Source organism: Pseudomonas sp. AL10 (assembly GCF_029960685.1).
Lineage (GTDB): Bacteria > Pseudomonadota > Gammaproteobacteria > Pseudomonadales > Pseudomonadaceae > Aquipseudomonas > Aquipseudomonas lactis.
The window spans coordinates 56,345-81,837 of the sequence record NZ_JASBQZ010000004.1 but is presented as its reverse complement, the minus strand read 5'-3'; the positions used below and the strand labels follow the sequence as shown (position 1 = coordinate 81,837).

Sequence of the window (25,493 nt, the reverse complement as noted above, 5' to 3'; positions counted from 1 at the left end):
AGTTGTACAAGCTTTGTAGCTTGTACAGGATTCTTGCAGAGGTTTGCTTATGTCCAGCCATGTGAAACCGAAGATCGCCATCAGCGCCTGCCTTCTGGGTGAGAACGTGCGCTTCAATGGCGGTCATAAACAGTCCCTGCTATGCAGCCAGACCCTCAGTGACTATTTCGATTTTGTCCCGTTGTGTCCTGAAGTTGCCATCGGCCTGGGCATTCCTCGGCAAGCAATCCGCCTGGTCGGTGACCCCGACCATCCGCAGGCTGTGGGCAGCGTAAACCCCGCGCTCAATGTCACGCAGCCACTGGACGACTACGGCCAGCAAATGGCCCGGGAACATACCGACCTGTGCGGCTACATCTTCATGCAAAAGTCACCGTCCTGCGGCCTGGAGCGGGTCAAGGTCTACCGCGACAACGGCACGCCCGTCGACGGTGGCGGGCGCGGCATTTACGCCCAGGCGTTTTGTGCCCGCCACCCCAACCTGCCGGTGGAAGAAGACGGTCGCCTGAACGACCCGGTGCTGCGGGAAAACTTCCTCACCCGCGTGTTCGTGTACGCCAGTTGGCAGCAACTGTTGGCCGACGGCCTTACCCGTCACCGCTTGCTGACGTTTCACTCGCGCTACAAGTACCTGCTGATGGCCCACAGCCCGGCGCATTACAAAAGCCTGGGCCACTTGCTCGGCAGCATGGGCAAGGGCATTGACCTGCAAGCTTTGGCCGACGGCTATTTCAGCGAACTGATGGCGGGCCTGAAAAAATGCGCGACTCGCGGCACCCATACCAATGTGCTGCAACACATCAGCGGCTACCTCAAGCAGGCCATCAGCGCCGATGACAAACAGGAAATGCAGACCGTTATCGGCCAATACCGCCACGGCATCGTGCCGCTGGTGGTGCCGCTGACCCTGCTCAAGCACCACTTTCGCCAACACCCGGACCGCTACATCGCGCAGCAGGCCTACCTGCAACCGCACCCGGAAAACCTCAGCCTGCGTAATGCGATCTAACCCATGAAACCTGCCCTGCTCGACGAACCCGGCGAAGACCTCGCCCTGGCCTTGGAAAACGGCTGGCTGCCGATCCGCGAGGTGGCGCGCCAGACCGGCGTGAATGCGGTGACGCTGCGCGCGTGGGAGCGTCGCTACGGCCTTATCGTGCCCCAGCGCACGCCCAAAGGGCATCGGTTGTTCAGCGCCGAACATGTGCAACGCATCCAGGCCATTCTCACCTGGCTCAATCGCGGCGTGCCGGTCAGCCAGGTCAAAGGGCTGATCGACTCCGCCCAAGGCAGCCCGGAGCCGATGGAAAACGAGTGGCAGAGCCTGCGCCAGCATTTGGTGAGTGCCATCAGTGAACTGGCCGAGCGCCGGGTCGATGACGCGTTCAACCAGGCCATGGCGCTGTACCCGCCGCGCACCTTGTGCGAGCAATTGATGCTGCCGCTGCTCAACGAGCTGGAACAGCGCTGGCAGGGCCAGTTCGGCGCGCAGATGGAGCGGGTGTTCTTCCTGTCCTGGTTGCGCAGCAAGTTCGGCGCACGGATCTATCACAACAATCGTCAACTCCACGGCGCGCCGCTGTTGCTGGTCAATCATTCCGACCTGCCCCTGGAACCCCACCTGTGGCTCAGCGCCTGGCTGGCCAGCAGTGCCGATTGCCCGGTGGAAGTATTCGATTGGCCACTGCCGGTCGGCGAACTGGCCCTGGCGGTGGAACACCTGCAACCGCGTGCGGTGCTGCTGTATTCGAGCAAGGCCCTGCAGGTGCCGGCACTCAGCAAACTGTTGGGCGGCATTAGTTGCCCCACGGTGATTGCCGGACCAACGGTGTGCATCCACCACGCCGAGTTGGGCGTATTAACCCAGGACAACCCTGAGTTGTCCGTGGCCGAGGACCTGTTGTCGGCCCATCAATTATTGATCCAGCGTGGAATTGTCTGAATGCATCTGATCTGGCTGCGCACCGACTTGCGCCTGCACGACAACACTGCCCTGGCGGCCGCGAGCCAGCGCGGCCCCGTCGCGGCTGTTTACCTGATCACGCCCGAGCAATGGCAGGCGCATGATGACGCGCCGTGCAAAGTCGATTTCTGGCTGCGCAACTTGCAGCACCTGAGCCAGGCACTGGGCAACCTCAACATCCCGCTGTTAATCCGCCACGCCGCGACCTGGGACCAGGCGCCGACGGTGCTAAGCCAACTGTGCCGCGAGCTGTCGGTGGAGTCGGTACACGTCAACGAGGAATACGGCATTCACGAGAGCCGCCGCGACAGCGCCGTGGCCCAGGCCCTGGAAGCTGACGGCGTGACCTTCCACAGCTACCTGGACCAACTGTTTTTCCAGCCGGGCAGCGTGCTGACCAAGACCGGCACCTACTTTCAGGTGTTCAGCCAGTTCCGCAAGGTCTGCTACAGCCGCCTGCACAGCGCCCTGCCCCGCGTGGTGCCGACGCCAAAGGCCCAGGCCGAACCTGGCGTGAAGAGCGACCCTGTGCCGACGGCAGTAGAAGGGTTCCCAACACCCAGCGAAACCTTGCGTGCCCTCTGGCCCGCGGGTGAAGACGAAGCGCGCCGTCGCCTCGATGCCTTCGCCGATCAGCAGATCAGCTATTACAAGGATGAACGCGACTTCCCGGCCAAGCCCGGCACCAGTCAGCTTTCTGCCTACCTGGCCGCCGGAGTGGTTTCGCCGCGCCAGTGCTTGCACGCCGCGCTGCAAACCAACCAGGGCGAGTTCGAAAGCGGCGACATCGGCGCCATCACCTGGATCAACGAGCTGCTGTGGCGCGAGTTCTACAAACACATCCTGGTCGGCTACCCACGGGTTTCCCGCCACCGCGCGTTCCGCCCGGAAACCGAAGCCCTGGCCTGGCGCAAGGCGCCCGAAGACCTGGCCGCCTGGCAACAGGCGCGCACCGGCTTGCCGATCATCGACGCGGCCATGCGCCAACTGCTGGAAACCGGCTGGATGCACAACCGCCTGCGCATGGTGGTGGCGATGTTCCTGACCAAAAACCTGCTAATCGACTGGCGCGAAGGCGAGCGCTTCTTTATGCGCCACCTGATCGACGGTGATCTGGCGGCCAACAATGGCGGCTGGCAGTGGAGTTCGTCCACCGGCACCGACTCGGCGCCGTATTTCCGGATATTCAGCCCACTGAGCCAATCGGAAAAATTCGACGGCGACGGCGTGTTCATCAAACGCTGGCTCCCGGAACTGGCCGCGCTGAATAAAAAACAAGTGCACAACCCCGAAGCGGCTGGCGGACTGTTCGGGGTGGCGGATTACCCGCGTGCCATCGTCGATTTGAAACAGTCTCGCGAGCGCGCCTTGGCCGCATTTCGCCGGCTGCCTTCGCGTCAGGAGATGGCCGAACATGAGTGACTTCCTGCGCCAGTTCGCCCCCACCTTCGCCACGCTGGACAAGCACAACCTGCACCTGCTCGGCCGCCTGTACAGCGAGGACGTCGCCTTCGCCGACCCCCTGCATGAAGTTCAGGGCCTGCCAGCGTTGCGGCGTTACTTTGCCGACTTGTACAGCAACGTCAGCGAGCTGAATTTTGACTTCCACGGCTTCGATACCGTGGCCGAAGGCGAGGGCTACCTGCGCTGGACGATGCGTTTTCGTCACCCACGCCTGGCCGGCGGCCAGGTGATCGAGGTGCCAGGCTGTTCCCATTTGATGTGGCACGACAAGGTTTACCGCCATCGCGACTATTTCGATGCCGGCGCCCTGCTCTATGAACATGTCCCCCTACTGGGTCGCGTTATTCGTTGGCTGAAAAGGAGAATGGGATGAGCCTTACACCGCCCCGTCGTTACTGGCTGACCGGCGCCAGCAGTGGTATCGGTGCCGCGCTGGCCGTGGAGTTGCTCGACAGCGGCGCCCACGTGGCCCTCAGTTCCCGCACCCAAGGCCCGCTAGATGCCCTCGCCCTTCGTTATCCAGGCCAGGTGCTGGTGGTGGCCGGCGACCTGACCAACAGCCAGACCGTGCGCGAGATCGGTGAGCGTATCAGCGAGGTCTGGGGTTCACTGGACACCGTGATCCTCAACGCCGGCACCTGCGAATACGTGGACGCCCGGCAATTTGACGCCTCGATCATCGAGCACGTGGTGCGCACCAACCTGCTGGCCAGCAGTTATTGCATCGAGGCCGCGCTGCCGCTGTTGCGCGCCGGGCGTACCCCGCATCTGGTGGGCGTGGCCAGCGCCGTGACCTACCTGCCCATGCCTCGCGCCGAAGCCTACGGCGCGTCCAAGGCCGGCCTGCGTTACTTGTTCGAATCCCTGCGTATTGGCCTGTCGCCAGAAAACATCGATGTCACGGTGATCAGCCCAGGCTTCGTCGACACGCCGCTGACCGAGCGCAATGATTTCCCGATGCCCCTGAGCTGGCCGGCCGACAAAGCCGCGAAACACATCTTCGCCAAGCTGGAAAAACGCCCGCTGGAAATCGCCTTTCCGGCCCTGTTCATTGCCACCTTGTGGCCGCTGTCGAAGCTGCCCAACCGCGCGCAACTGATCATCGGCAAACGCATGCTGCGCAGCCCGCCACCGAAGAAGGACGACCTGTGAAGATCGCCATTATCGGCAGCGGCATCGCCGGGCTGACCAGCGCCTACCTGCTCAGCCGTCGCCACGACATTACGCTGTTTGAAGCCAGTGACTGCATTGGCGGGCATACCCACACGGCCAACGTGACGGTCGACGGCAAAAGCTATGCGGTGGACACGGGCTTCATTGTGTTCAACGACTGGACCTACCCGAATTTCATCCGCTTGCTGGAGCAAATCGGGGTCAGGTTCAAACCCACCGAGATGAGCTTTTCGGTGTGCGACCAAAGCACCGGCTTTGAGTACAACGGCAACAACCTCAATAGTCTGTTTGCCCAGCGCCGCAATATTCTGTCGCCGGGGTTCTGGGGCATGCTGCGCGATATCCTGCGCTTCAATCGCCAGGCGCCCCTGGACTTGCAAGAGCAGCGCATCAGCGCCGACATGACCCTGGGCGATTACCTCACCGCTGGCGGCTATGGCCCCAGGTTTATCCGGCATTACATCGTGCCGATGGGCGCGGCCATCTGGTCGATGTCCTTGGCCGATATGCTCAAGTTTCCGCTGCAGTTTTTTGTGCGCTTCTTCAAGAATCACGGCTTGCTTTCGGTGAGCAACCGCCCGCAATGGTGCGTGATCGAAGGCGGCTCCAGCTGTTATATCGAGCCGCTGACCCGCAGCTTTCGCGAACAGATACGGCTCAACTGCCCTGTGCATAAGGTGCAACGCAGCGACGAGGGTGTGGTTATCCACAGCCCGGCCGGCAGCGAAACCTTCGACCGCGTGGTGTTCGCCTGCCACAGCGATCAGGCCCTGGCCTTGCTCGATGACCCCAGCCAGGCCGAACAGCAGATCCTCGGTGCCCTGCCCTACGCCGACAACGACGTGGTGCTGCACACCGACACACGCCTGCTGCCCGACCGCAAACTGGCCTGGGCCAGCTGGAACTATCGGCTGACGGGCAACGTGCAACAACAGGCCGCCGTCACCTATGACATGAACATCCTGCAAGGCATCGACAGCGCCACTACCTTTTGCGTCAGCCTCAACCAGACGCCGATGATCAACCCGCTGAAGATCCTGGCGCGCTACACCTACGCGCATCCGCAATACAGCCTGGCCGCAGTGGCGGCGCAGGCACGCTGGGAAGAAGTGAACGGCGTGCGCAATACCTTTTACTGCGGGGCCTACTGGGCCAACGGCTTTCACGAAGATGGCGTGGTCAGCGCCCTGCGCGTGGCCCAGGCTTTTGGGGAAACCCTGTGAACAGCGCCTTGTACAGCGGCTGGATCGCCCATCGCCGGTTTACGCCCAAGGCCCACGCCTTTCGCTACCGCATCGGCCTGTTGTACCTGGACCTCAGTGAAGAGGATGAAGTACTGGGGCTTTCGCCGCTGGCCGGCACGGGTCGCCTGGCGCCTTTCGGTTTCCGCCAGCAGGATTACCTGCGTGAATTCACGCGCCACGGCATGAGCCTGAGCGATGCCGTGCGCCAGGAAGTCGGCAAGGCCCTGGGGCAAACACCCCAGGGCGCTATCTGCCTGCTGACCCAGGCCCGCAGTTGGGGCCTGGCTTTTAACCCGGTGAGTTTCTTCTACTGCTTCGAGGCTGACGGGCAACTGGCCGCGATCCTGTGTGAAGTGACCAACACCCCATGGCGCGAGCGCTATCACTACGTGCTGCCCGCCCAGGCACTGGGCGCCGATGAGCACCAGCACTTCGCCGTGGCCAAGGCCTTCCATGTGTCGCCGTTTTTGCCTCGCGGCCTGGAATACCGCATGAGTTTCAGCCCACCCGCCGCCAGGCTCGGCGTGCACATGGCCGATTGGCAAGGCACACAAAAAGTCTTCGATGCCACCTTGAGCCTGGAAAAACAGGCACTGAGCCGCGCCAGCCTGCATCGCTATTTGTGGCGCTTTCCCTGGATGACCGCCAAGACCGGCCTTGCAATCTATTGGCAAGCTTTGCGCCTGCTGCTCAAACGCACACCGATTTTTTCCCACCAGGCCGCCGATGGCGCCTCTCGCACCGCAGTCGGGTATACCAAGGATCGCCGCCATGAAATCCCCTAGCTTATCGGTCAAGGCTAACCGCCTGAACGTCAACGGCATGACCGCTGCGCTATTGCGCAAAGGCGTGTTGCGCCAGCTCAGCCAATTGCGCCACGGCCAGTTGGTGATCATCGAGGATGGCGAGCGGCAAGTCTTCGGCGCACGGGAAGCGCACCTGCTGGGCGAGATCCAGATTCTCGACGCGGCGGTATGGGGGCTGGTGGCGGCCAATGGCTCGATCGGCGCCGGCGAAGCGTTTATCCATGGTTATTGGACCAGTCCCGACCTCACCGCCGTGGTGCGGGTGATGGTCAGCAACCTGGAGGTGCTCGACGCCATGGAGGGTGGCTTGGCTCGCCTGGCCCGGCCGTTCACTCAGGGCCTGCACTGGCTCAACCGCAACACACGCAAAGGCTCGCAAAAAAACATCGCCGCCCATTACGACCTGGGCAACGACCTGTTCGAAGAATTTCTCGATCCCACGATGATGTACTCGGCGGCGCAGTTCCTGACCCCCGATGACACCCTGGAACAGGCACAACTGAACAAGTTGGCGCGCATCTGCCAGAAACTGGCGCTTAAGCCCAGCGACCATCTACTGGAAATCGGCACCGGCTGGGGCAGCATGGCGTTGTATGCGGCGCAGCATTACGGTTGTCGGGTCACCACCACGACCCTGTCCAAGGAACAGTTCGCCTACACCGCGCAGCGTATTGAGGCGCTGGGCCTGCAAGACCAAGTGACGGTGCTGCTGAGCGATTATCGCGACCTCACCGGTGAGTACGACAAACTGGTGTCGATCGAAATGATTGAAGCGGTGGGCCATCGTTTCCTGCCCACCTATTTCAAACAATGTGCCCAGTTGCTCAAGCCCGACGGCTTGATGCTGCTGCAAGCCATCACCATACGTGAACAGCGCTTTGAACAGGCCAAGCGTAGCGTCGACTTTATCCAGCGCTACATCTTCCCCGGCGGCGCGCTGCCTTGTGTGCAAAACATGCTGCAAATCGTCAGCCGCGACACCGACATGAACCTGCTGCACATGGAAGACTTCGGCCTGCACTACGCCCGTACCCTACGCCTGTGGCATGAGAATTTTCGCCGCGCCCATGGCCGTCTTGCGGAACTGGGTTATGACGAGTACTTCCTGCGCCTGTGGGAGTTTTACCTGTGCTACTGCGAAGGCGGCTTTATGGAGCGCACCATCGGCACCGCACAGTTGCTGCTGGCCAAACCGGCGGCGATCAATCCACCGCTGCTCGGGCGTTTCAGTGCTTAAACCCCTGGCCAATGCCGTGCTGTTTCAGTGCGGCTGGTTTGTCTGCGTGCTCGGCGGCGATAGCCGTTGGCTGCTGATTGGTATCGCGGCGCTGGGCGTCCATCTTCTGTGGATAAGTTCATGGACCAGAGAGGGGCAAGTGATTCTGGCCGTGACGGTGCTGGGCACCCTGGTCGATACGGCACTGCGCGGGCTGGGCGTGTTTGAGTTCAATACACCGGGGCCATTGATTCCGCTGTGGCTGATACTGTTATGGGCCTTGCTGGCCACCACCTTGCGGCATTGCCTGGCCTGGAGCGCACAGCCCTGGTGGCTGGCCAGCCTGCTAGGCGCGGTGGGCGGGCCGTTGTCTTATTACGCCGGCAGCCAATTGGCGGGTGTGAGTTTTGGGTACGGCACCATCCCAACACTGATCGGCCTGGCGCTGTTATGGGCCATGCTCTTTCCGCTGTTGCACAGGATTGCGCAGAGGCTGGAGCATTGACGCCCGTCCGAGCATTCATACGCGTCTAGCGCACTTGCCTTACACTGCGCGCCTATGACCAACATCCCTCACATTCAAATCACCGAACCCGTCACCTGCTCGACGTGCGCGGCCTGTTGCTGCCAGCTGGAAGTCATGCTGATCACCGACACTGGCGTGCCGCAACGCTTTATCGATACCGACGATTGGGGCGGTGAGGTGATGCTGCGCCTGGACGACGGCTGGTGCGCAGCGTTGGACCGCGACACGATGATGTGCACGATTTATGAGCTGCGGCCGCTGATTTGCCGGGAGTTCGAGATGGGGGCGCCGGAATGCCTTGAAGAGCGTGAAGGTATTACCACGGCCTACCGCTGATTCTGTAGGAGCGAGCTTGCTCGCGAAAAACCTGAGAACGCCGCATTAAACCTGATTCGCTGCGTTATCGTTGAGGTTCTTCGCGAGCAAGCTCGCTCCTACAGTGCATTACAACGGCATGGTGTAGTGCAGCGAGTAGCTCTCTACCCCATCGTTATTGCTGCTGATGCCGGCGTTGGAATAATGCGTGGCACGAATGCCCACTTCATGCCCGCCGTTGAACCGCAGGCCGAAACCCAGGCGGTCTTCGAACTGGAAGGACTGGCCGATGTTGTTGTCTTCCAGCCGAGTGCGAGAGAACAACGCCACGCCGATACCGGCTTCAATGTAGGGCTTGACCGACTCGCCGGCAAACTCATACACAAATACCGGCGAGAACGACAGGCTGCTGGCGCCCGCACGGTCATCCCCTTCCCAATAGGTATAGGCGCCGCTCCAGTAGCCGGTCAGTCGGCCGACATTGCTCTGCATCCAGCTTTTGTCCCAATCGGAGGTCAGGCCCAGGCGGTAGGTCAGCGTCGAATCGCTGGTGCTGCCCAAGCCGAACTCCAGGCCGGTGGCCTGGGCTGAAACAGAGTGTCCCAACATAGCGGCCGCAATCGCAGCCAAACAGAACAAGCGCTTCATGTGAAACGTCCTTTGCAAACGGAATAATTGGGTTATGTACAGGCTAACGGGCTATAGAAGCCGACGCATAGCCAGAAGTTCAGCTTTTTTCAGTGTTATTTCACGAAATTTTCACGAGCCAAAGCTTCGCACAACTCCAGGATGTTTCCAAAGTGTCGGTAGGATATTTCTTAGGTGACACCGATCGCCGCTGGTCCAGAACTGTGCAGGTTCAGGTTCGCCAACGGCCAGCAGGTCGCGCTCACCGAGCAAGCGCTTGAGCTGGCGCGCCACGGCGGCGCCGGTATCAATGAGGATGATGCTGGGGGGCAGCATCTGCGCCAGGAGTGGCTTGAGGAAAGGATAGTGAGTACAACCCAGGATGATGGTGTCGCAACCAGCGCTGAGCAGCGGCTCGATATAGCCTTGCAGCAGGGCGCTCAAGGCGGGGCTATTCAGGTCGCCAGCTTCAATCAACTCCACCAGGCCTGGGCACGGCTGGGTAATCACTCGCACATCGGTGGCGAAGCGATCGAGCAAGGCGGCGAACTTGGCGCTTTGCAGGGTGCCGGTGGTGGCAAGCACACCCACCACACCGCTGCGCGTGGCAGCAGCAGCAGGTTTGACCGCAGGCTCCATGCCGACCAATGGCCAGTCGGGGTAGTCCTGGCGCAAATCGGCGACGGCGGCGACGGTTGCCGTGTTACAGGCAATCACGAACGCCTTGGCGCCCCGCTCGCGGAAAAACTCAGCGACCGAGCGAGAACGCTCGAGAATGAACGCCGGGGTTTTCTCGCCATAGGGAATGTGCCCGCAGTCAGCCACGTACAGCAGTGACTCGCGGGGCAATAATTGCTGAATTTCTTCCAGCACCGTGAGGCCGCCGATGCCGGAATCGAACACACCGATAGGCGCGCCCTTAACCATGTTGTGTTCCGCAGACGCTGCAGCCAGGGTCGCGCTTGACGCGCAACTCACGAAAACGCGTGGTCAGCGCATCGATCAACAATAGGCGCCCCACCAACGGCTCACCAAAACCGGCCAGCAGTTTCAAGGCTTCCAACGCTTGCAGGCTGCCAACCACCCCCACCAACGGCCCGACGACGCCGGCTTCGCTGCAGGTCAGTTCAGTGTCGCTGCCGTGCCCATACAAACAGTGGTAACAGGGGCTGTCGGCGCGACGGGAATCGAATACCGACAATTGCCCCTCAAGGCGAATGGCCGCGCCACTGATCAACGGTTTGCCAGCGGTTACGCAGGCCGCGTTGACCGCCTCGCGGGTAGAGAAGTTGTCGCTGCAATCGAGCACCAGGTCCACTGCGTTGACCGCAGCGGCCAGCGAGTCGGCATCCAGCGCAGCACGATGGGCGACCAAGGTGACGTCAGGGTTGATCGCCCTCAAGCGCCCCATGGCCGAATCGACCTTGGTCTGCCCCACGCTGTCAGTGTCATGGATGATCTGGCGTTGCAGGTTGGTCAAATCGACCGTGTCAAAGTCCGCCAGGTGCAACTCGCCCACACCGGCAGCGGCCAGGTAAAGCGCCACCGGAGCGCCCAGGCCACCCAGGCCGACGATCAACGCGCGGCTCTGTTTCAGGCGTAATTGGCCTTCGATGTCGACGTGCTGCAACAGAATCTGCCGGCTATAGCGCAACAGCTCCTGGTCGGTCAGCACGGGCGGCGCCCCAAGGTGATGCGTTCGTGACCGCCGAGGTCGATGCGGCTGTGTACGCCTTCAAAGCCCTGGTTCAGCAACAAGTCGCGCACGGCCTGGGCCTGGTCGTAACCGTGTTCGAGCAACAGCCAGCCGCCGTCGTTCAGGTGGGCAGGAGACTCTGCAATGATCAAGCGCAAATCGTCCAGGCCATCGTGCCCCGCCACCAGCGCACTGGCCGGTTCGAAGCGCACATCGCCGGCCACCAGGTGCGGGTCATTGTCGGCAATGTAGGGCGGGTTGCTGATAATCAGGTCGAAGCGATGGCCTTGCAGGGCGCTGAACCAATGGCTGCTCAGCACCGTGGCGTTATGAAGGTGCAGGCGTTGGCGATTGCGCTCGGCCAGGGCCACGGCCTCCAGCACGCGGTCGACCGCCGTGACCTGCCAGGCCGGGCGCTCGCTGGCCAAGGCCAAGGCGATGGCGCCGCTGCCGGTGCCCAGGTCCAGGACCTGGGCGGGCGTGGCGGGCAGCAATTCCAGGGCGGCCTCCACCAGCAGTTCGGTTTCCGGGCGCGGGATCAGGGTGTGCGGCGCCACTTCAAGGTCGAGTTTCCAGAAACCTTGTTGGCCGAGGATATACGCCACCGGCTCGCCGCTGCGGCGGCGCTGCAGGTAGCTGGCAAACGTCAGGGCATCTTCGCTGCTGACGATCTTTTCCGGCCAGGTATGCAGGTAGCTGCGCGATTTACCCAGGGCAGCGGCCAGCAGCAACTCCACGTCCAGGCGCGCTGTCGGCGAGTCGGGCAGGTCAGCGGCGCGCAGCAGGCTGGCAATGATGGTCATTTAGTCACCTATCGCCGCCAGTTGATCGGCCTGGTATTCGGCGAGCAACGGCTCGATCACCGCATCCACGCCACCGGCAAGGATTTCGTCGAGGGAGTACAGGGTGAGGTTGACCCGATGGTCGGTAACCCGGCCCTGGGCAAAGTTGTAGGTGCGGATACGCTCGGAGCGGTCGCCGGAGCCCACCAGCAGCTTGCGTTCGCTGGCAATCGCGTTGGCCGCGGCGCTGGTCTGCTGGTCGTTCAACTTGGCCGACAACCAGGACATGGCCCGCGCACGGTTCTTGTGCTGGGAACGTTCTTCCTGGCACTCCACCACAATGCCCGACGGCAAGTGAGTGATACGGATCGCCGAGTCGGTCTTGTTAACGTGCTGGCCACCCGCGCCGGATGAGCGGTAGGTGTCGACGCGCAAATCCGCCGGGTTGATCTCGATGGCTTCCTGCTCGTCCGGCTCAGGCAACACGGCGACGGTGCACGCCGAGGTATGGATACGGCCTTGGGATTCGGTGGCCGGCACCCGCTGTACGCGGTGCGCACCGGACTCGAACTTCAGCTTGCCGTAGACGTTGTCGCCTTCGACCCGGGCGATGACTTCTTTATAGCCGCCGTGCTCGCCCTCGTTCTCGGAGAGGATCTCCACGCGCCAGCCGCGACGCTCGGCATAGCGCGAATACATGCGGAACAGGTCGCCGGAGAAAATCGCCGCCTCGTCGCCACCGGTGCCGGCACGGATTTCAAGGAACACGTTGCGCCCGTCGTTAGGGTCCTTGGGCAGCAACATGCGTTGCAGGTCACCCTCAAGCTCAGCGAGTTTTTCCTTGGCTTCGCGGACTTCTTCCACGGCCATTTCGCGCATGTCCGGGTCGCTGTCCTTGAGCAGGGCCTGGGCGCCTTCAAGGTCGGCCTGGACTTTCAGTAGGTTTTTATAGGTGGCCACAATGGGCTCAACTTCGGCGTATTCCTTAGAATAAGCACGGAATTTGGTTTGATCGGAAATGACCTCGCCATCGCCGAGCAAGGCGGTCAGTTCTTCGAAACGGTCCTGGAGCACGTCCAGTTTATTGAGCAGTGACGCTTTCATTGCGGTTTTTTATCCGAAGAGCTGTCTGACGCGCCCTCACCGAGGGCAAAGAGTTCCTGGGCCATGGCCAGCGCATCGAGGCGGCCTTCGGCGGTAAGCTTTTTCAACTGAACGCTAGGGGCGTGAAGCAGCTTGTTGGTCAGGCCACGGGCCAATTGCATCAGCACCTCTTCGGCGCCGCTGCCGTTGGCCAGCATGCGCTGGGCCTTGAGCAACTCTTCATCACGCAGGCGTTCACCCTGCTGACGATACGCCTTGAGCACATCCACTGCCGCCAGTTCACGCAGGCGCACCATGAAATCTTCGGCGCCGGTGCTGACCATTTCCTCGGCGGCCTGGGCGGCGCCCTGACGGCTCTTGAGGTTTTCGGCGACGACTTCATGCAGATCATCGACGCTATAGAGGTAAACGTCGTCCAACTCGCCGACTTCGGGCTCGATATCCCGAGGAACGGCGATATCCACCATGAAGATCGGCTTGTGCTTGCGCAGCTTCAACGCGCTCTCGACCGCGCCCTTGCCCAGAATCGGCAATTGGCTGGCGGTGGAACTGATGACGATATCACTGCGTACCAGTTCAGCGGGAATGTCCGACAGCAGCACCGCATGCGCACCGAACTGCTCGGCCAGAATGCTGGCGCGCTCCAGGGTGCGGTTGGCAACCACGATGCGCTTCACGCCAAGATCGTGCAGGTGACGGGCCACCAGGGTAATGGTTTCCCCGGCGCCGATCAGCAAGGCCTGGCTGCGCTGCAAGTCGCTGAAGATCTGCTTGGCCAGGCTCACGGCGGCAAAGGCCACGGACACCGGGTTTTCGCCGATGGCCGTATCGGTGCGCACTTGCTTGGCGGAATTGAAGGTGGCCTGGAACAGGCGGCCCAGCAAGGGGCCGACGGTGCCGGCCTCGCGCGCCACGGCGTAGGCGGACTTCATCTGGCCGAGGATCTGCGGTTCGCCCAATACCAGCGAGTCGAGACCAGCCGCCACGCGCATCATGTGACGAACTGCCGCATCCTCTTCATGCACATAAGCGCTGGCGCGCAGGTCATCGAGGCTCAAATGGTGATAATCGGCCAGCCAGCGCAGCACCACATCCGCCGAGAGATGTTCCTGCTCTATATAGAGCTCGCTGCGATTGCAGGTCGAAAGGATCGCAGCTTCGCGGCTGTCGGTGAGCCGGCAGAGCTGCTGCAGGGCCTCAACCAACTGCTCTGGCGTAAACGCCACGCGCTCGCGCACGTCTACGGAGGCAGTCTTGTGGTTAATACCGAGTGCGAGGAAGGCCATTCAATATCGCTGATGATGTCGGGAAGCCGACAATTGTCCTACTTCGAAAGATCCAGAACAACCACCGTCGTCTATTGTCCCTATACCTTATGCCTATCAATGCACTTTTGTAGGAGCGAGCTTGCTCGCGAAAAACCTGAGAGCGCCGCTGAGCGCCAGGCGTCCCGCATTATCGTTAACGATTTTCGCGAGCAAGCTCGCTCCTACAAAGGAAAGGCAAAAGGCAGCAATAGTCGTATTCCGAGTGCCCCGGTTATGTTTGGCCGAAGGCTTGTGTCATGATGATCCGACCGCAGGTTAGTCGTCCTCTTCCTATATGAATAGATCTTCCGCGTTGCTCCTCGCTTTTGTCTTCCTCAGCGGCTGCCAGGCCATGGCCCCCGTGTCGCCGGACGCTACGTCGCCGGTGGAAGACAGCACTCCCGCCCCTGAAAAGCCCAAGGTTTATTCCTCGTTCAGTGAAGAAACGATCTACAGCCTGCTGACCGCTGAACTGGCCGGCCAGCGCAATCGCTTCGATATTGCGCTGGATAATTACGTGACCCAGGCCATCAATACCCAGGACCCGGGGATTTCCGAGCGAGCGTTTCGCATCGCCGAATACCTGGGCGCCGACCAGGCAGCGCTGGACACCTCGCTGATCTGGGCCAAAAACGCGCCGGATGATCTGGAAGCCCAACGCGCCGCGGCCGTGCAATTGGCGCGTGCCGGGCGCTATGACGACTCCATGGTCTATATGGAGAAAGTTTTGCAGGGCAAGGGCGACACGCATTTTGACTTTCTCGCGCTGTCGGCCGCCGACACCGACCAGGACACGCGCAATGGCCTGATGAAGAGTTTCGATCGCCTGCTGCAAAAGCACCCTAAGAACAGTCAGTTGATTTTCGGCAAGGCCCTGCTGCTGCAACAGGACGATGAAGCTGACGCCGCGCTCAAGCTGCTGGAACAGAACCCGCCGGAAGAAGGCGAAATCGCGCCGATCCTGTTGCGCGCACGCCTGCTGCAAAGCCTTAACCGCGGCAAGGAAGCGATTCCGCTGCTGGAAAAAAGCATCAAGAAATACCCCGGCGACAAGCGCCTGCTCCTGACCTATGCACGCATGCTGGTTGAGCAGGACCGGATGGAAGACGCCAAAGTGCAGTTCGCCAACCTGGTCCAGCAATACCCGGACGACGACGAACTGCGTTATTCCCTGGCATTGGTGTGCCTGGAAGCCAAGGCATGGGACGAGGCCAAGGGCTACCTGCAAGAGCTGATCGAACGTGACAGCCATGTGGACTCGGCGCATCTGAACCTGGGCCGCATCGCTGAAGAGCGCAACGACCCGCAAGCGGCCCTGCTTGAATATGCCCAGGTCGGGCCCGGCAATGATTATCTGCCAGCACAGTTGCGCCAGGCCGATATCCTGATGAGCAACGGCCGCACCGACGAAGCGGAAAAACGCCTGGCCGCGGCCCGCGATGCCGAACCGGACTACGCGATCCAGCTGTACCTGATCCAGGCCGAGACCTTATCGGCCAACAAACAGGGCGAACGCGCCTGGAAACTGTTGCAACAGGCGTTGCTGCAATACCCCGACGATTTGAACCTGCTGTACACCCGCGCCATGCAGGCAGAAAAACGCAATGACCTGGCGCAGCTGGAAAAAGACCTGCGCCTGATCATCAAGCGTGACCCGGACAACGCCATGGCCCTTAACGCCCTGGGTTATACCTTGTCCGACCGCACTACACGCTACGCCGAAGCCAAGGTGCTGATCGAACAGGCTCATGCGCTCAACCCTGAAGACCCGGCCGTGCTCGATAGCCTGGGCTGGGTGAATTACCGCCTGGGCAACCTCGACGAGGCCGAGCGCTTGCTGCGCCAGGCACTGGAGCGTTTCCCGGACCAGGAAGTTGCCGCGCACCTGGGCGAAGTGCTCTGGGCCAATGGCAAGCAGCGCGAAGCCCGACAAATCTGGGAAAAATTCCTCAAGGAACAACCCGATAGCCCTATCCTGCGCAGCACCATCAAGCGCCTGACCGGATCCGAGACCCTTTAAATTTATGTTCTTGCGCCACGTTATTGTTTTCAGCTTCATCGCCCTGCTCGCCGGTTGCGCGGGCATCGGCAGCCGTGAATCCGTTGAAGGCCAGGGCAACCCGGCCCAATGGAAACAACACAAGGACCAACTCAGCAGCATCGATGGCTGGCAGATCGAGGGCAAGGTCGGGGTGCGCGCGCCGAAAGACTCCGGCAGCGGCACCCTGTTCTGGCTGCAGCGCCAGGACTACTACGACATTCGCCTCTCGGGCCCCCTGGGCCGTGGTGCAGCCCGCCTGACTGGCCGGCCGGGTCAAGTGAGCCTGGAAGTGGCCAACCAGGGCCGCTATGAGGCAACCTCCCCGGAAGAACTGCTGGAGCAGCAGATTGGCTGGAAGTTGCCTGTCTCGCATTTGGTCTGGTGGGTGCGCGGCTTGCCGGCGCCGGACAGCAAGAGCCGTCTGAGCCTCAATGGCGACAGCCGCCTCGCCACACTGGAGCAGGATGGCTGGCAGGTCGAATATTTGAGCTATGTGGAACAAAGCGGCTACTGGCTTCCAGAACGTATCAAGCTGCATGGCACCGACCTTGACGTCACGCTGGTGATCAAGGACTGGCAACCGCGCAAGCTGGGGCAATAACGTGTCCGCACAAAAATTGACCCTGCCCTCCCCGGCCAAGCTCAACCTGATGCTGCACATCCTTGGCCGTCGTGAAGATGGCTACCACGAGTTGCAGACGCTGTTTCAGTTTCTCGACTACGGCGATGAGCTGACCTTTGCCGTGCGTGAGGATGGCGTAATCCAACTGCACACCGAATTCGACGGCGTGCCCCACGACAGCAATCTGATTGTGCGGGCAGCCAAAAAACTTCAGGCACAATCCGGCTGCCCACTTGGCATTGATATCTGGATCGACAAAATCCTGCCCATGGGCGGTGGCATCGGCGGCGGCAGTTCAAATGCCGCCACCACCTTGCTGGGCCTCAATCACTTATGGCAACTGGGCTGGAACCACGACCGCCTTGCTGCGCTGGGCCTTACGCTGGGCGCCGACGTCCCGGTTTTCGTGCGTGGGCACGCCGCATTTGCTGAAGGCGTTGGGGAGAAACTCACCCCTGTAGAGCCCGAAGAACCTTGGTATGTCGTGCTGGTGCCGCAAGTATCTGTAAGTACAGCAGAAATTTTTTCAGATCCGTTGTTGACACGTAACTCTTCTCCCATTAAAGTGCGCCCCGTTCCCAAGGGAAACAGTCGAAATGACTGCTTACCGGTTGTAGCAAGGCGTTATCCAGAGGTACGTAACGCTTTGAATTTGTTAGGTAAATTTACCGAAGCAAAATTAACCGGCACTGGAAGTTGTGTGTTTGGGGGCTTCCCAAGCAAAGCTGAAGCTGATAAAGTCTCGGCCCTTCTTACAGAGACCCTTACAGGGTTTGTAGCAAAAGGAAGCAACGTTTCGATGTTGCATCGCAAGCTGCAAAGTCTGCTCTAAAAGGAACCGAGTGTTAGGCACTCGTTGCAACAGATACAGGGGCGTCGCCAAGCGGTAAGGCAGCAGGTTTTGATCCTGCCATGCGTTGGTTCGAATCCAGCCGCCCCTGCCATTTTCTAATACTCATCCAGGTTACCCTCAGCCTCTAGGTACTGCGCGTGTCCAAGATGATGGTCTTTACGGGGAATGCCAACCCCGATCTGGCTCGACGTGTCGTACGTCAGCTGCATATCCCTCTCGGTGACATCTCTGTCGGTAAATTCTCCGACGGCGAAATTACAGCCGAGATCAATGAAAATGTCCGCGGTAAAGACGTCTTCATTATTCAGCCGACCTGCGCTCCGACCAACGATAACCTGATGGAACTCGTCGTGATGGCTGATGCCTTCCGCCGCTCCTCAGCGACTCGAATCACAGCTGTAATCCCTTACTTTGGTTATGCCCGTCAGGATCGCCGTCCGCGTTCCGCTCGTGTGGCTATCAGCGCGAAAGTCGTTGCTGACATGCTGACCGTGGTAGGTATCGACCGTGTGCTCACGGTTGACCTGCACGCTGACCAAATCCAGGGGTTCTTCGATATTCCGGTAGATAACATCTACGGCTCCCCCGTTCTGGTGGATGACATCGAAGACCAGCGCTTTGAAAACCTGATGATCGTGTCCCCGGACATTGGCGGCGTCGTGCGTGCACGGGCTGTTGCCAAATCCCTGGGCGTGGACCTCGGGATCATCGACAAACGCCGTGAGAAAGCCAATCACTCTGAAGTGATGCATATCATCGGTGATGTCGAAGGGCGTACCTGTATTCTGGTTGATGACATGGTCGACACCGCCGGCACCCTGTGCCACGCGGCGAAAGCCTTGAAAGAGCACGGTGCAGCAAAAGTCTTCGCCTACTGCACACACCCTGTGCTGTCGGGCCGAGCGATCGAGAACATCGAGAACTCCGTGCTGGACGAACTGGTGGTGACCAACACCATCCCGTTGTCCGCCGCAGCTCAAGCCTGTGCACGTATCCGTCAACTGGATATTGCACCGGTCGTTGCCGAAGCGGTTCGCCGCATCAGCAATGAAGAATCGATCAGCGCGATGTTCCGTTAAGGGTCAAACCAACGGATCACCTCACTGACGAAAAGCGCCCCGCCCCAGCATTCCGCTGGGGCGGGGCTTTTTTGCCCATATCGAGTTCGGCGCTGGTCGCAAACGCCCCTCGATGATGGCTATTTTGGAGATACAACATGAACGAATTTACTCTGAACGCCCAAGCGCGTACTGACCTGGGGAAAGGTGCGAGCCGCCGCCTGCGTCACGCCGCCAACATCCCAGCCGTTGTCTACGGTGGTAACAAGCCTGCTGAATCCGTGACCATCCTGGCCAAGGAAATCGCCAAGCTGTTCGAAAACGAAGCTGCCTACAGCCACGTTATCGAGCTGAACGTCGACGGCGCCAAGCAGAACGTCATCGTTAAAGCGATGCAGCGTCACCCTTCCAAGCAGTTCATCATGCACGCTGACTTCGTTCGCGTTGTTGCTGGCCAAAAACTGACCGCCATCGTGCCTGTGCACTTTGTAGGTGAAGAAGCTCCGGTCAAGAAAGGCGGCGAGATCTCTCACGTCCTGAACGAAATCGAAGTGACCTGCCTGCCAAAAGACCTGCCTGAGTTCATCGAAGTCGACCTGTCGGCTCTGGAAATCGGCGCCATCGTTCACCTGTCCGACCTCAAGGCTCCTAAAGGCGTTGAGTTTGTTGCACTGGCTCACGGTGATGACAAAGCTGTTGCCAACGTTCACGCTCCACGCGTTGCTCCAGAAGAAGCTGAAGAAGGCGCTGCAGAGTAATTCACTCTGTATTGCCGGAGCTTGAGGAAACATCGCGGACCGAAACGTAGCGAGAAAGCGGGCGATAACGCGGCGTTTACTCTTGAGTAAATGATGTAGTGTCGTCCACTTTCGCCGCACCTGGGTACGGCGATGTTATCCACAACTTCAAAGGAAGGGCCCCTGTCGTGACTGCCATTAAACTGATCGTTGGCCTGGGAAATCCAGGCGCCGAATACGAACAGACCCGGCATAACGCGGGGGCCCTTTTTGTTGAGCGCATCGCCCACGCCCAAGGCATCAACCTAGTGGCCGATCGCAAATATTTTGGCCTGACCGGGCGCTTCTCGCACCAGGGTCAGGATGTTCGTCTACTGATTCCCACCACCTACATGAACCGCAGCGGCCAGGCTGTCGCGGCGCTTGCGGGCTTCTTCCGGATCAAACCCGAAGAAATCCTGGTGGCCCATGACGAACTGGACCTGCCACCCGGTGTAGCCAAGCTCAAGCTCGGCGGCGGGCATGGTGGGCACAATGGCCTGCGCGACATCATCGCGCAGTTGGGTAATCAGAATAATTTTTACCGTCTGCGGCTCGGCATTGGCCATCCAGGCGTTGCCAGTATGGTTTCAAATTTCGTCCTGGGTCGTGCGCCACGCGCCGAACAGGAAAAACTCGATGCCAGCATCGATTTTGCCCTCGGCGTGCTGCCGGATATCTTCGCCGGTGAATGGAACCGTGCGATGAAAAACCTGCACAGCCAGAAGGCCTGACTCTTACCGAGGGGAAACACCATGGGATTCAATTGCGGCATCGTCGGCCTGCCCAACGTCGGCAAATCCACCCTGTTCAACGCCCTGACCAAGTCCGGTATTGCGGCGGAGAACTTCCCCTTCTGCACCATCGAACCCAACAGCGGCATTGTGCCGATGCCGGACCCGCGTCTTGACGCACTGTCGGCCATCGTCAATCCCAAGCGCATCCTGCCGACCACCATGGAGTTCGTCGACATCGCAGGCCTGGTTGCCGGCGCCTCGAAAGGTGAAGGCTTGGGCAACAAGTTTCTGGCCAACATCCGCGAAACCGATGCCATCGCCCACGTGGTCCGCTGCTTTGAAGACGAGAACGTGATTCACGTCTCCAACAGCGTCGACCCCAAGCGCGACATCGAGATCATCGACCTGGAACTGATCTTCGCCGACCTCGACAGCTGCGAGAAGCAACTGCAAAAAGTCGCACGTAACGCCAAGGGCGGCGACAAGGATGCAGTGGTCCAGAAAGGCCTGCTGGAGCAACTGATCGCGCACTTCACCGAAGGCAAGCCGGCGCGCAGCCTGATGAAGAACATGGGCGCAGACGAGAAGGCCGTGATCAAGGGCTTCCACCTGCTGACCACCAAGCCTGTGATGTACATCGCCAACGTTGCCGAAGACGGCTTCGAGAACAACCCGCTGCTCGACGTGGTCAAGGCCATTGCCGACGAAGAAGGCGCCATCGTTGTTCCGGTGTGCAACAAGATCGAAGCGGAAATCGCCGAGCTCGACGACGGCGAAGAAAAGGACATGTTCCTCGAGGCCCTAGGCCTGGAAGAGCCTGGCCTGAACCGCGTGATCCGCGCCGGCTACGAAATGCTCAACCTGCAGACCTACTTCACAGCCGGTGTCGAAGAAGTTCGCGCCTGGACCGTCAAGGTCGGTGCCACCGCGCCACAGGCCGCCGGCGTGATCCACACCGACTTCGAAAAAGGCTTCATCCGCGCCGAAGTGATCGCCTACAACGACTTCATCCAGTTCAAGGGTGAAGCCGGTGCCAAGGAAGCTGGTAAATGGCGCTTGGAAGGCAAGGACTACATTGTTAAAGACGGCGATGTGATGCACTTCCGCTTCAACGTATAAGCGTTAGCTGAACACCCTGCCCTATACAAGAAACCGACGCATTGCGTCGGTTTTTTGTTGCCTCCTATTTCTATCTACCACTCAACTAAAGTCCCTCTACATAGAAACCTTAATCATCCAGATCCGGCGATCCATTTGAACGATGAATCCCTCAACCCTTAAGTCTTCTCCTACACTAAACGCTCAATAACCGACACTAAAGCACTTGAATAATACAGCGCGCTGACATAGTTAATCTTTCACACATTCTCCCGCAGCATTTTCATACTCACAGCCACGATGACATTTTTGATTATTTGCGTTCTACTGGCCGTACGCCAACAGCGTTCTATCAACAGTGAAGTGATAGCGATAGTGGAGTACCCGGACTATGTCAGCCTCTTACAAAATAACAAATGAGACATACCTCCCCTCTGTTGAAGCCTTGGACATCGAGCATACGCTCAAGAGTACTGCGGCGCTCGATATCGACATTTTATTATTAGGAGAGACGGGGACGGGCAAGGATACCTTGGCCCAACGGATCCATCGTTTGTCGGGACGACGAGGTCATTTTGTCGCCGTGAACTGCGCCGCCATCCCGGAAAGCCTCGCAGAGAGCCAACTGTTCGGCGTCAACAGCGGCGCCTATACCGGAGCAGTGCAATCACGTGCGGGTTTTATCGAAGCCGCCCATCTGGGTACCTTGTATCTGGATGAAATCGACAGTATGCCGCTCTCCATGCAAGCCAAACTGCTACGGGTACTGGAATCAAGGGGTGTGGAACGGCTGGGCTCAACCCGGTTTATCCCGGTAGACATGCGAGTCATCGCCTCTGCGCAGCAATCCCTGCATGAGATGGTCGAGCAGGGAAGGTTCAGGCGCGACCTGTATTTCCGCCTTAACGTCGTAAATATCAATCTGCCTCCGCTGCGCAATCGCCGTGACCGAATCGTCCCGTTGTTCCTGAATATGATTCAAGAGGAAGCCGAGCACTATAAGTGTCTCGCCCCAAACCTGTGCAGCGAGCTGGTCCAACAGTTGCTGTGCCACCCTTGGCTGGGGAATGTGCGTGAGCTGCGCTCCACTGCCAAACGTTTTGTGCTGGGCCTGGTGCCGTTATCAAGCTCACCCTCGAACGTTACAAACGAGCCAATCAACCTGAAAGAACGCCTGCAACAAATCGAGAAAGCTCTGATTGAAGAGTCGTTGCGTCGTCATACCTATTGTGTGGACGACGTGGCTGCAGAGTTGGGGATGGCGAAGAGAACGCTTTACTATCGCATGAAACAACTAGACATACAGTAGCCCGCAGCGCAGTCCACAGCCACCGAAGAAATTTCCAGACACACCCTTCAAGTAAAAGCTGGAACCATATTCGCCCCGGAACCACATAAGGATGAGCCTGATATATTTAGTGCCTATTGGAAGCAACAATATTGCAACAATATATCAAGACTCAGACATCATTTCTTAGATATTGGAGTATCACTATGAATATTTCTGGCGTTAACGCACAAACCTATCTACCCCCTGTCCAAAGCTCCGGCGGCGGCGGCGGCGAAAACGAAGACCTTAAACAAGAAAGGAAAGCAGCGGCTCGCCAATCCCTGAAGGACAGTATTGAGGCCTTCAAGATCTCTGAGCAGAAAAAGAACATCGACGCGATACGCTAAATAGCATTACCGCTCTTTGTCACCAAAGGGCGGTTCCCCAAGAGGTCTATATGCAGATAAAAGAATTCGATGTATTACGCGAATATCAGAACGGCCTCACAGCCCGCAGGCCCCCTGCCCAACCTACGCACCACGGCGAAGATGTAAGCTTTTTCAGCTCGTTATTGGAACCCTCGATGCAACGGGCTACCGCCACGTCATCATCGAATGCCCTGACCGACGCTTTGCAGCATTTGGACAAGGCGAAAAATGGCATGAGTCGAGGCCTCAAGGACTTCAACAATGAGTTCAAAGAGAAAAGTCGGGTCAACTATGCCTCTCATCTTTCAGACTCCGTACTGCTGACCCAAACCCTAGTGAAGTGCGTCGGCAAGGGCGCTCAATGCCTAGAAAAAGTCAGTAACCTACAGTAGGAAAAAATGATTCGTTTTCTATCCATCGGATTAGTTTTCTCGCTGACGCTGATACTGGGCGGCTGCGGCGAAAGTGTCGAACTGCATCGCCAACTCTCCGAGCAGGATGCCAATGAGGTCATCGCGGAACTGGCTGACAAACACATACGCGCGCAAAAAGTACCTGCCAAGGACGGCGTCGTGGTGCGTGTCAATGCAGCCGATATCAGCCGCGCCGTTCGCACACTGGAAGCGGTCGGATTACCCAAGGTCGCCCGTGCCACGATGGGTGACACCTTCCGCAAGGAGGGTGTCATCTCTACCCCGTTGGAAGAGCGTGCCCGGTATATCTACGCCCTGTCCCAGGAGTTGGAGGCTACGCTGTCAAACATCGATGGCGTCATCGTCGCTCGTGTACACGTGGTGCTGCCCGAACGCGTGGCTCCCGGTGAACCCGTCCAACCCGCCTCCGCCTCGGTGTTCATCAAGCACGACCCGCGACTGGAACCCGACAGCATCCGGGCGCGCGTACGCAGGATGGTATCCAGTAGTATTCCCGGCATGACCACTGCATTGGATAACGCGCAGAAGCTCACGGTGGTTTTTGTGCCGGCAGCGGCTTACCAAGAGCAGCAACGCCTGAGCTATTTCGGTCCGTTCCTGGTCCCCGAGGAAGACATCGGTTTTTGGCGTACCACTGTCAGCTTGTTGGTTATCGGCGCGATACTGACGCTCGTCGCTGCGCTGTTCTGGCGCATACGAGGCCAACGATCAAGGCAGGAACCTGTCGCCCCAGCGCATCTACCGAATGAGTGATCATCTGGCCTGGGCCCAATGGTGGGCCAGTCCGTGGCAGTTTTCGCACCCGGATGCGACCAGCGCTCAGGCTTACCATGCATTACCCGCCTTGTGTCGCAGCCAACCCGCGCTGGCGTGTGCAGCGTTGGGCATCGAGCCGTGCCTGCCTCCCCCTCCCCGTGCAACGGTGCTTGGTTTGGCCCTGGCTTCACGGGAGCAGTTCGATCTGGCGATAGCGCTACTGGAGCTTACGTGCCATCCCAACGTCGACAGCCCCTTGTACGATGAACACCGCAAGTGGTGTGAGCGCCTCGCCAAGGCGCTGCACCCTGACGCGCTGTTGCAGCCGGAGAATGATCCACTGCAATTGCTGAGGGCCTGGGTTGAGCCTGCTGTCTGGCAACGTCTTCGGCTGCGCTTGCCCCCTGACCGGGTGCAGGCGCTTGAAACCACTCACCTGCCACTCGACGACGCGCATGGCCGGCTCAATACGCTGTGGCAGGCGATTGTCTGGCGTATCGAAGCAACGGGCAGCGAAACAACTCGTCGTTAACTGCAACAAGCCAGAGCAATTGTCTATGTTGACCCTACGCAAAATCGAATTGCACAACGGCGCTTGCGGGCAGCCAAAAGTAATGATTACCCGGGAGATGCTCGCCGAGTGCGTTCAGTCCGCGCAGTTGCTGGGTAGCGCACAGGCCCAAGCTGAAGAGTTGCTGCGCCAGGCGGCTGAGCATCGCGAAGAAATGCTCGAGCAGGCCCGCCTCGACTTCTGGTCACGTGCCCATGCGCAACTCAGCGCGTGGGAGCGCCAACGCCAGACAATGTGTGACAGCCTCGAACACTACGCAACATCCATTGCCAGCCGAGCCTTCCACTGCCTGTTGGAAGAAGTGCCGCCCCCAAAGCGTCTTTCGGCATTGGTCAAACAGTTGGTAGCGACGCAAATTCCACCTATCAAGGCAACCTTGGTTTGCCACCCGCACGAGCATGAGCAGATAGCCCAAGCCTTGGCCCGGTTGGGCTCTACACCCTGGAAGCTTCGCCCCGATGACCAGATCAAACCTCAATCACTGCTACTGGAAACAGATGAAGGCGATTTTCGTATCGACTGGGCCTCGATGCGAGAAATATTGTTTACAGGCGAGTAGGACATAGCGGTAGAGGCAGGCGATATCTTTAAAAAAATGTCTGCCGATGGAACTGGTGGCAAACAAC

29 protein-coding genes, 1 tRNA gene and 1 pseudogene are annotated in these 25,493 nt (G+C 59.5%); 24 read left to right on the top strand and 7 right to left on the bottom strand.

Annotated features, from left to right (window positions below):
* Positions 1 to 49: 49 nt before the first annotated feature.
* Genes QK296_RS06630 through QK296_RS06585 form a run of 10 tightly spaced genes read left to right on the top strand, consistent with a single transcriptional unit; the run spans position 50 to position 8,728 of the window.
* A complete protein-coding gene (locus QK296_RS06630; RefSeq protein WP_032893647.1) occupies positions 50 to 1,009 on the top strand; it encodes a DUF523 and DUF1722 domain-containing protein in 960 nt (319 codons plus the stop codon).
* A gap of 3 nt (positions 1,010 to 1,012) precedes the next feature.
* Positions 1,013 to 1,942 carry a MerR family transcriptional regulator gene (locus tag QK296_RS06625; RefSeq protein WP_003188377.1) on the top strand — a complete coding sequence of 310 codons (930 nt, stop codon included), beginning with the start codon at positions 1,013 to 1,015 and terminating at the stop codon, positions 1,940 to 1,942.
* Positions 1,943 to 3,385, top strand: coding sequence for a deoxyribodipyrimidine photo-lyase (gene phrB / locus QK296_RS06620; RefSeq protein WP_094775123.1), 1,443 nt, complete (start codon positions 1,943 to 1,945; stop codon positions 3,383 to 3,385). It begins immediately after the preceding gene.
* A complete protein-coding gene (locus QK296_RS06615) occupies positions 3,378 to 3,800 on the top strand; it encodes a nuclear transport factor 2 family protein (protein ID WP_282390716.1) in 423 nt (140 codons plus the stop codon). The genes phrB and QK296_RS06615 overlap by 8 nt, the downstream gene beginning before the upstream one ends.
* Positions 3,797 to 4,579: an SDR family NAD(P)-dependent oxidoreductase gene (locus QK296_RS06610; RefSeq protein WP_003188373.1), complete on the top strand. Its 783-nt coding sequence runs from the start codon at positions 3,797 to 3,799 to the stop codon at positions 4,577 to 4,579. Before QK296_RS06615 ends, QK296_RS06610 begins: the two co-directional genes overlap by 4 nt.
* Positions 4,576 to 5,823 (top strand): FAD-dependent oxidoreductase, encoded by a 1,248-nt coding sequence (locus QK296_RS06605; RefSeq protein WP_169855835.1) that lies wholly within the window; start codon positions 4,576 to 4,578, stop codon positions 5,821 to 5,823. The genes QK296_RS06610 and QK296_RS06605 overlap by 4 nt, the downstream gene beginning before the upstream one ends.
* Positions 5,820 to 6,629, top strand: a complete 810-nt coding sequence (locus tag QK296_RS06600; protein WP_003188369.1) for a DUF1365 domain-containing protein — start codon at positions 5,820 to 5,822, stop codon at positions 6,627 to 6,629. The genes QK296_RS06605 and QK296_RS06600 overlap by 4 nt, the downstream gene beginning before the upstream one ends.
* Positions 6,616 to 7,887, top strand: a complete 1,272-nt coding sequence (locus QK296_RS06595) for a cyclopropane-fatty-acyl-phospholipid synthase family protein (protein ID WP_020302482.1) — start codon at positions 6,616 to 6,618, stop codon at positions 7,885 to 7,887. The genes QK296_RS06600 and QK296_RS06595 overlap by 14 nt, the downstream gene beginning before the upstream one ends.
* The gene (locus QK296_RS06590; RefSeq protein WP_034134408.1) at positions 7,880 to 8,371 is read left to right on the top strand and encodes a DUF2878 domain-containing protein; all 492 of its coding nucleotides are present in this window, start codon (positions 7,880 to 7,882) and stop codon (positions 8,369 to 8,371) included. The genes QK296_RS06595 and QK296_RS06590 overlap by 8 nt, the downstream gene beginning before the upstream one ends.
* A gap of 54 nt (positions 8,372 to 8,425) precedes the next feature.
* Positions 8,426 to 8,728, top strand: a complete 303-nt coding sequence (locus QK296_RS06585; protein WP_003188364.1) for a YkgJ family cysteine cluster protein — start codon at positions 8,426 to 8,428, stop codon at positions 8,726 to 8,728.
* 108 nt (positions 8,729 to 8,836) lie between these two features.
* Here QK296_RS06585 and QK296_RS06580 read toward each other — a convergent pair whose 3' ends face one another.
* From QK296_RS06580 to QK296_RS06550, 7 genes and pseudogenes are all read right to left on the bottom strand, one after another.
* A complete protein-coding gene (locus QK296_RS06580) occupies positions 8,837 to 9,355 on the bottom strand; it encodes an acyloxyacyl hydrolase (RefSeq protein WP_003188363.1) in 519 nt (172 codons plus the stop codon).
* 111 nt (positions 9,356 to 9,466) lie between these two features.
* On the bottom strand, positions 9,467 to 10,261 hold the full coding sequence (murI, locus tag QK296_RS06575) for a glutamate racemase (RefSeq protein ID WP_003188362.1): 795 nt from the start codon (positions 10,259 to 10,261) through the stop codon (positions 9,467 to 9,469).
* Complete coding sequence (locus tag QK296_RS06570; RefSeq protein WP_003188361.1) at positions 10,254 to 11,009, bottom strand: molybdopterin-synthase adenylyltransferase MoeB; 756 nt, start codon at positions 11,007 to 11,009, stop codon at positions 10,254 to 10,256. The genes murI and QK296_RS06570 overlap by 8 nt, the downstream gene beginning before the upstream one ends.
* Complete coding sequence (prmC, locus tag QK296_RS06565) at positions 11,003 to 11,833, bottom strand: peptide chain release factor N(5)-glutamine methyltransferase (RefSeq protein ID WP_003188360.1); 831 nt, start codon at positions 11,831 to 11,833, stop codon at positions 11,003 to 11,005. Before prmC ends, QK296_RS06570 begins: the two co-directional genes overlap by 7 nt.
* Complete coding sequence (gene prfA, locus QK296_RS06560; protein ID WP_003188358.1) at positions 11,834 to 12,916, bottom strand: peptide chain release factor 1; 1,083 nt, start codon at positions 12,914 to 12,916, stop codon at positions 11,834 to 11,836.
* The gene (gene hemA, locus QK296_RS06555) at positions 12,913 to 14,202 is read right to left on the bottom strand and encodes a glutamyl-tRNA reductase (protein ID WP_003188356.1); all 1,290 of its coding nucleotides are present in this window, start codon (positions 14,200 to 14,202) and stop codon (positions 12,913 to 12,915) included. Before hemA ends, prfA begins: the two co-directional genes overlap by 4 nt.
* A gap of 108 nt (positions 14,203 to 14,310) precedes the next feature.
* Positions 14,311 to 14,397 (bottom strand): annotated as a pseudogene (locus QK296_RS06550) (outer membrane lipoprotein carrier protein LolA); the annotation flags it as partial.
* Between the two features lie 121 nt (positions 14,398 to 14,518).
* On the opposite strand from QK296_RS06550, the gene QK296_RS06545 reads away from it, so the two are divergent.
* The 14 genes from QK296_RS06545 (at position 14,519) to sctL (ending at position 25,426) form a co-directional block, all read left to right on the top strand.
* On the top strand, positions 14,519 to 16,243 hold the full coding sequence (locus tag QK296_RS06545) for a tetratricopeptide repeat protein (protein WP_003188355.1): 1,725 nt from the start codon (positions 14,519 to 14,521) through the stop codon (positions 16,241 to 16,243).
* Between the two features lie 4 nt (positions 16,244 to 16,247).
* Positions 16,248 to 16,865: a lipoprotein insertase outer membrane protein LolB gene (gene lolB / locus QK296_RS06540; RefSeq protein ID WP_032893661.1), complete on the top strand. Its 618-nt coding sequence runs from the start codon at positions 16,248 to 16,250 to the stop codon at positions 16,863 to 16,865.
* 49 nt (positions 16,866 to 16,914) lie between these two features.
* Positions 16,915 to 17,718 carry a 4-(cytidine 5'-diphospho)-2-C-methyl-D-erythritol kinase gene (ispE, locus tag QK296_RS06535; protein ID WP_282390736.1) on the top strand — a complete coding sequence of 268 codons (804 nt, stop codon included), beginning with the start codon at positions 16,915 to 16,917 and terminating at the stop codon, positions 17,716 to 17,718.
* A gap of 37 nt (positions 17,719 to 17,755) precedes the next feature.
* Positions 17,756 to 17,830, top strand: a tRNA-Gln gene (locus QK296_RS06530).
* Positions 17,831 to 17,876: 46 nt separating this feature from the next.
* Complete coding sequence (locus tag QK296_RS06525; protein WP_003171603.1) at positions 17,877 to 18,818, top strand: ribose-phosphate pyrophosphokinase; 942 nt, start codon at positions 17,877 to 17,879, stop codon at positions 18,816 to 18,818.
* 137 nt (positions 18,819 to 18,955) lie between these two features.
* Entirely contained in the window at positions 18,956 to 19,555 is a 600-nt protein-coding gene (locus QK296_RS06520; protein ID WP_003188351.1) for a 50S ribosomal protein L25/general stress protein Ctc, read from the top strand.
* Between the two features lie 167 nt (positions 19,556 to 19,722).
* A complete protein-coding gene (pth, locus tag QK296_RS06515) occupies positions 19,723 to 20,307 on the top strand; it encodes an aminoacyl-tRNA hydrolase (RefSeq protein ID WP_003188350.1) in 585 nt (194 codons plus the stop codon).
* Positions 20,308 to 20,328: 21 nt separating this feature from the next.
* Positions 20,329 to 21,429, top strand: a complete 1,101-nt coding sequence (ychF, locus tag QK296_RS06510) for a redox-regulated ATPase YchF (RefSeq protein WP_032893664.1) — start codon at positions 20,329 to 20,331, stop codon at positions 21,427 to 21,429.
* A gap of 370 nt (positions 21,430 to 21,799) precedes the next feature.
* Positions 21,800 to 22,717: a sigma 54-interacting transcriptional regulator gene (locus QK296_RS06505; RefSeq protein WP_057710687.1), complete on the top strand. Its 918-nt coding sequence runs from the start codon at positions 21,800 to 21,802 to the stop codon at positions 22,715 to 22,717.
* Between the two features lie 185 nt (positions 22,718 to 22,902).
* Complete coding sequence (locus tag QK296_RS06500; protein WP_282390715.1) at positions 22,903 to 23,085, top strand: type III secretion effector protein; 183 nt, start codon at positions 22,903 to 22,905, stop codon at positions 23,083 to 23,085.
* A gap of 50 nt (positions 23,086 to 23,135) precedes the next feature.
* A complete protein-coding gene (locus QK296_RS06495; RefSeq protein ID WP_034134415.1) occupies positions 23,136 to 23,498 on the top strand; it encodes a hypothetical protein in 363 nt (120 codons plus the stop codon).
* A gap of 6 nt (positions 23,499 to 23,504) precedes the next feature.
* Positions 23,505 to 24,293 (top strand): type III secretion inner membrane ring lipoprotein SctJ, encoded by a 789-nt coding sequence (gene sctJ, locus QK296_RS06490; RefSeq protein ID WP_003188344.1) that lies wholly within the window; start codon positions 23,505 to 23,507, stop codon positions 24,291 to 24,293.
* Positions 24,286 to 24,828 (top strand): type III secretion protein, encoded by a 543-nt coding sequence (locus tag QK296_RS06485; RefSeq protein WP_169855841.1) that lies wholly within the window; start codon positions 24,286 to 24,288, stop codon positions 24,826 to 24,828. Before sctJ ends, QK296_RS06485 begins: the two co-directional genes overlap by 8 nt.
* A complete protein-coding gene (sctL, locus tag QK296_RS06480; RefSeq protein WP_338137055.1) occupies positions 24,782 to 25,426 on the top strand; it encodes a type III secretion system stator protein SctL in 645 nt (214 codons plus the stop codon). The genes QK296_RS06485 and sctL overlap by 47 nt, the downstream gene beginning before the upstream one ends.
* Positions 25,427 to 25,493 lie beyond the last annotated feature (67 nt).

Excerpts from the sequence above, each read along its gene's own strand:
- QK296_RS06545 (WP_003188355.1), top strand. The coding sequence starts at position 14,519 with ATGAATAGATCTTCCGCGTTGCTCCTCGCTTTTGTCTTCCTCAGCGGC.
- QK296_RS06495 (WP_034134415.1), top strand. The coding sequence starts at position 23,136 with ATGCAGATAAAAGAATTCGATGTATTACGCGAATATCAGAACGGCCTC.
- hemA (WP_003188356.1), bottom strand. The coding sequence starts at position 14,202 with ATGGCCTTCCTCGCACTCGGTATTAACCACAAGACTGCCTCCGTAGAC.
- prfA (WP_003188358.1), bottom strand. The coding sequence starts at position 12,916 with ATGAAAGCGTCACTGCTCAATAAACTGGACGTGCTCCAGGACCGTTTC.
- QK296_RS06520 (WP_003188351.1), top strand. The coding sequence starts at position 18,956 with ATGAACGAATTTACTCTGAACGCCCAAGCGCGTACTGACCTGGGGAAA.
- sctJ (WP_003188344.1), top strand. The coding sequence starts at position 23,505 with ATGATTCGTTTTCTATCCATCGGATTAGTTTTCTCGCTGACGCTGATA.
- ispE (WP_282390736.1), top strand. The coding sequence starts at position 16,915 with ATGCTGCACATCCTTGGCCGTCGTGAAGATGGCTACCACGAGTTGCAG.
- QK296_RS06585 (WP_003188364.1), top strand. The coding sequence starts at position 8,426 with ATGACCAACATCCCTCACATTCAAATCACCGAACCCGTCACCTGCTCG.
- ychF (WP_032893664.1), top strand. The coding sequence starts at position 20,329 with ATGGGATTCAATTGCGGCATCGTCGGCCTGCCCAACGTCGGCAAATCC.
- QK296_RS06625 (WP_003188377.1), top strand. The coding sequence starts at position 1,013 with ATGAAACCTGCCCTGCTCGACGAACCCGGCGAAGACCTCGCCCTGGCC.
- prmC (WP_003188360.1), bottom strand. The coding sequence starts at position 11,833 with ATGACCATCATTGCCAGCCTGCTGCGCGCCGCTGACCTGCCCGACTCG.
- QK296_RS06610 (WP_003188373.1), top strand. The coding sequence starts at position 3,797 with ATGAGCCTTACACCGCCCCGTCGTTACTGGCTGACCGGCGCCAGCAGT.
- lolB (WP_032893661.1), top strand. The coding sequence starts at position 16,248 with ATGTTCTTGCGCCACGTTATTGTTTTCAGCTTCATCGCCCTGCTCGCC.
- phrB (WP_094775123.1), top strand. The coding sequence starts at position 1,943 with ATGCATCTGATCTGGCTGCGCACCGACTTGCGCCTGCACGACAACACT.
- QK296_RS06500 (WP_282390715.1), top strand. The coding sequence starts at position 22,903 with ATGAATATTTCTGGCGTTAACGCACAAACCTATCTACCCCCTGTCCAA.
- QK296_RS06630 (WP_032893647.1), top strand. The coding sequence starts at position 50 with ATGTCCAGCCATGTGAAACCGAAGATCGCCATCAGCGCCTGCCTTCTG.
- QK296_RS06615 (WP_282390716.1), top strand. The coding sequence starts at position 3,378 with ATGAGTGACTTCCTGCGCCAGTTCGCCCCCACCTTCGCCACGCTGGAC.
- murI (WP_003188362.1), bottom strand. The coding sequence starts at position 10,261 with ATGGTTAAGGGCGCGCCTATCGGTGTGTTCGATTCCGGCATCGGCGGC.
- QK296_RS06580 (WP_003188363.1), bottom strand. The coding sequence starts at position 9,355 with ATGAAGCGCTTGTTCTGTTTGGCTGCGATTGCGGCCGCTATGTTGGGA.
- QK296_RS06505 (WP_057710687.1), top strand. The coding sequence starts at position 21,800 with ATGTCAGCCTCTTACAAAATAACAAATGAGACATACCTCCCCTCTGTT.
- QK296_RS06485 (WP_169855841.1), top strand. The coding sequence starts at position 24,286 with ATGAGTGATCATCTGGCCTGGGCCCAATGGTGGGCCAGTCCGTGGCAG.
- QK296_RS06595 (WP_020302482.1), top strand. The coding sequence starts at position 6,616 with ATGAAATCCCCTAGCTTATCGGTCAAGGCTAACCGCCTGAACGTCAAC.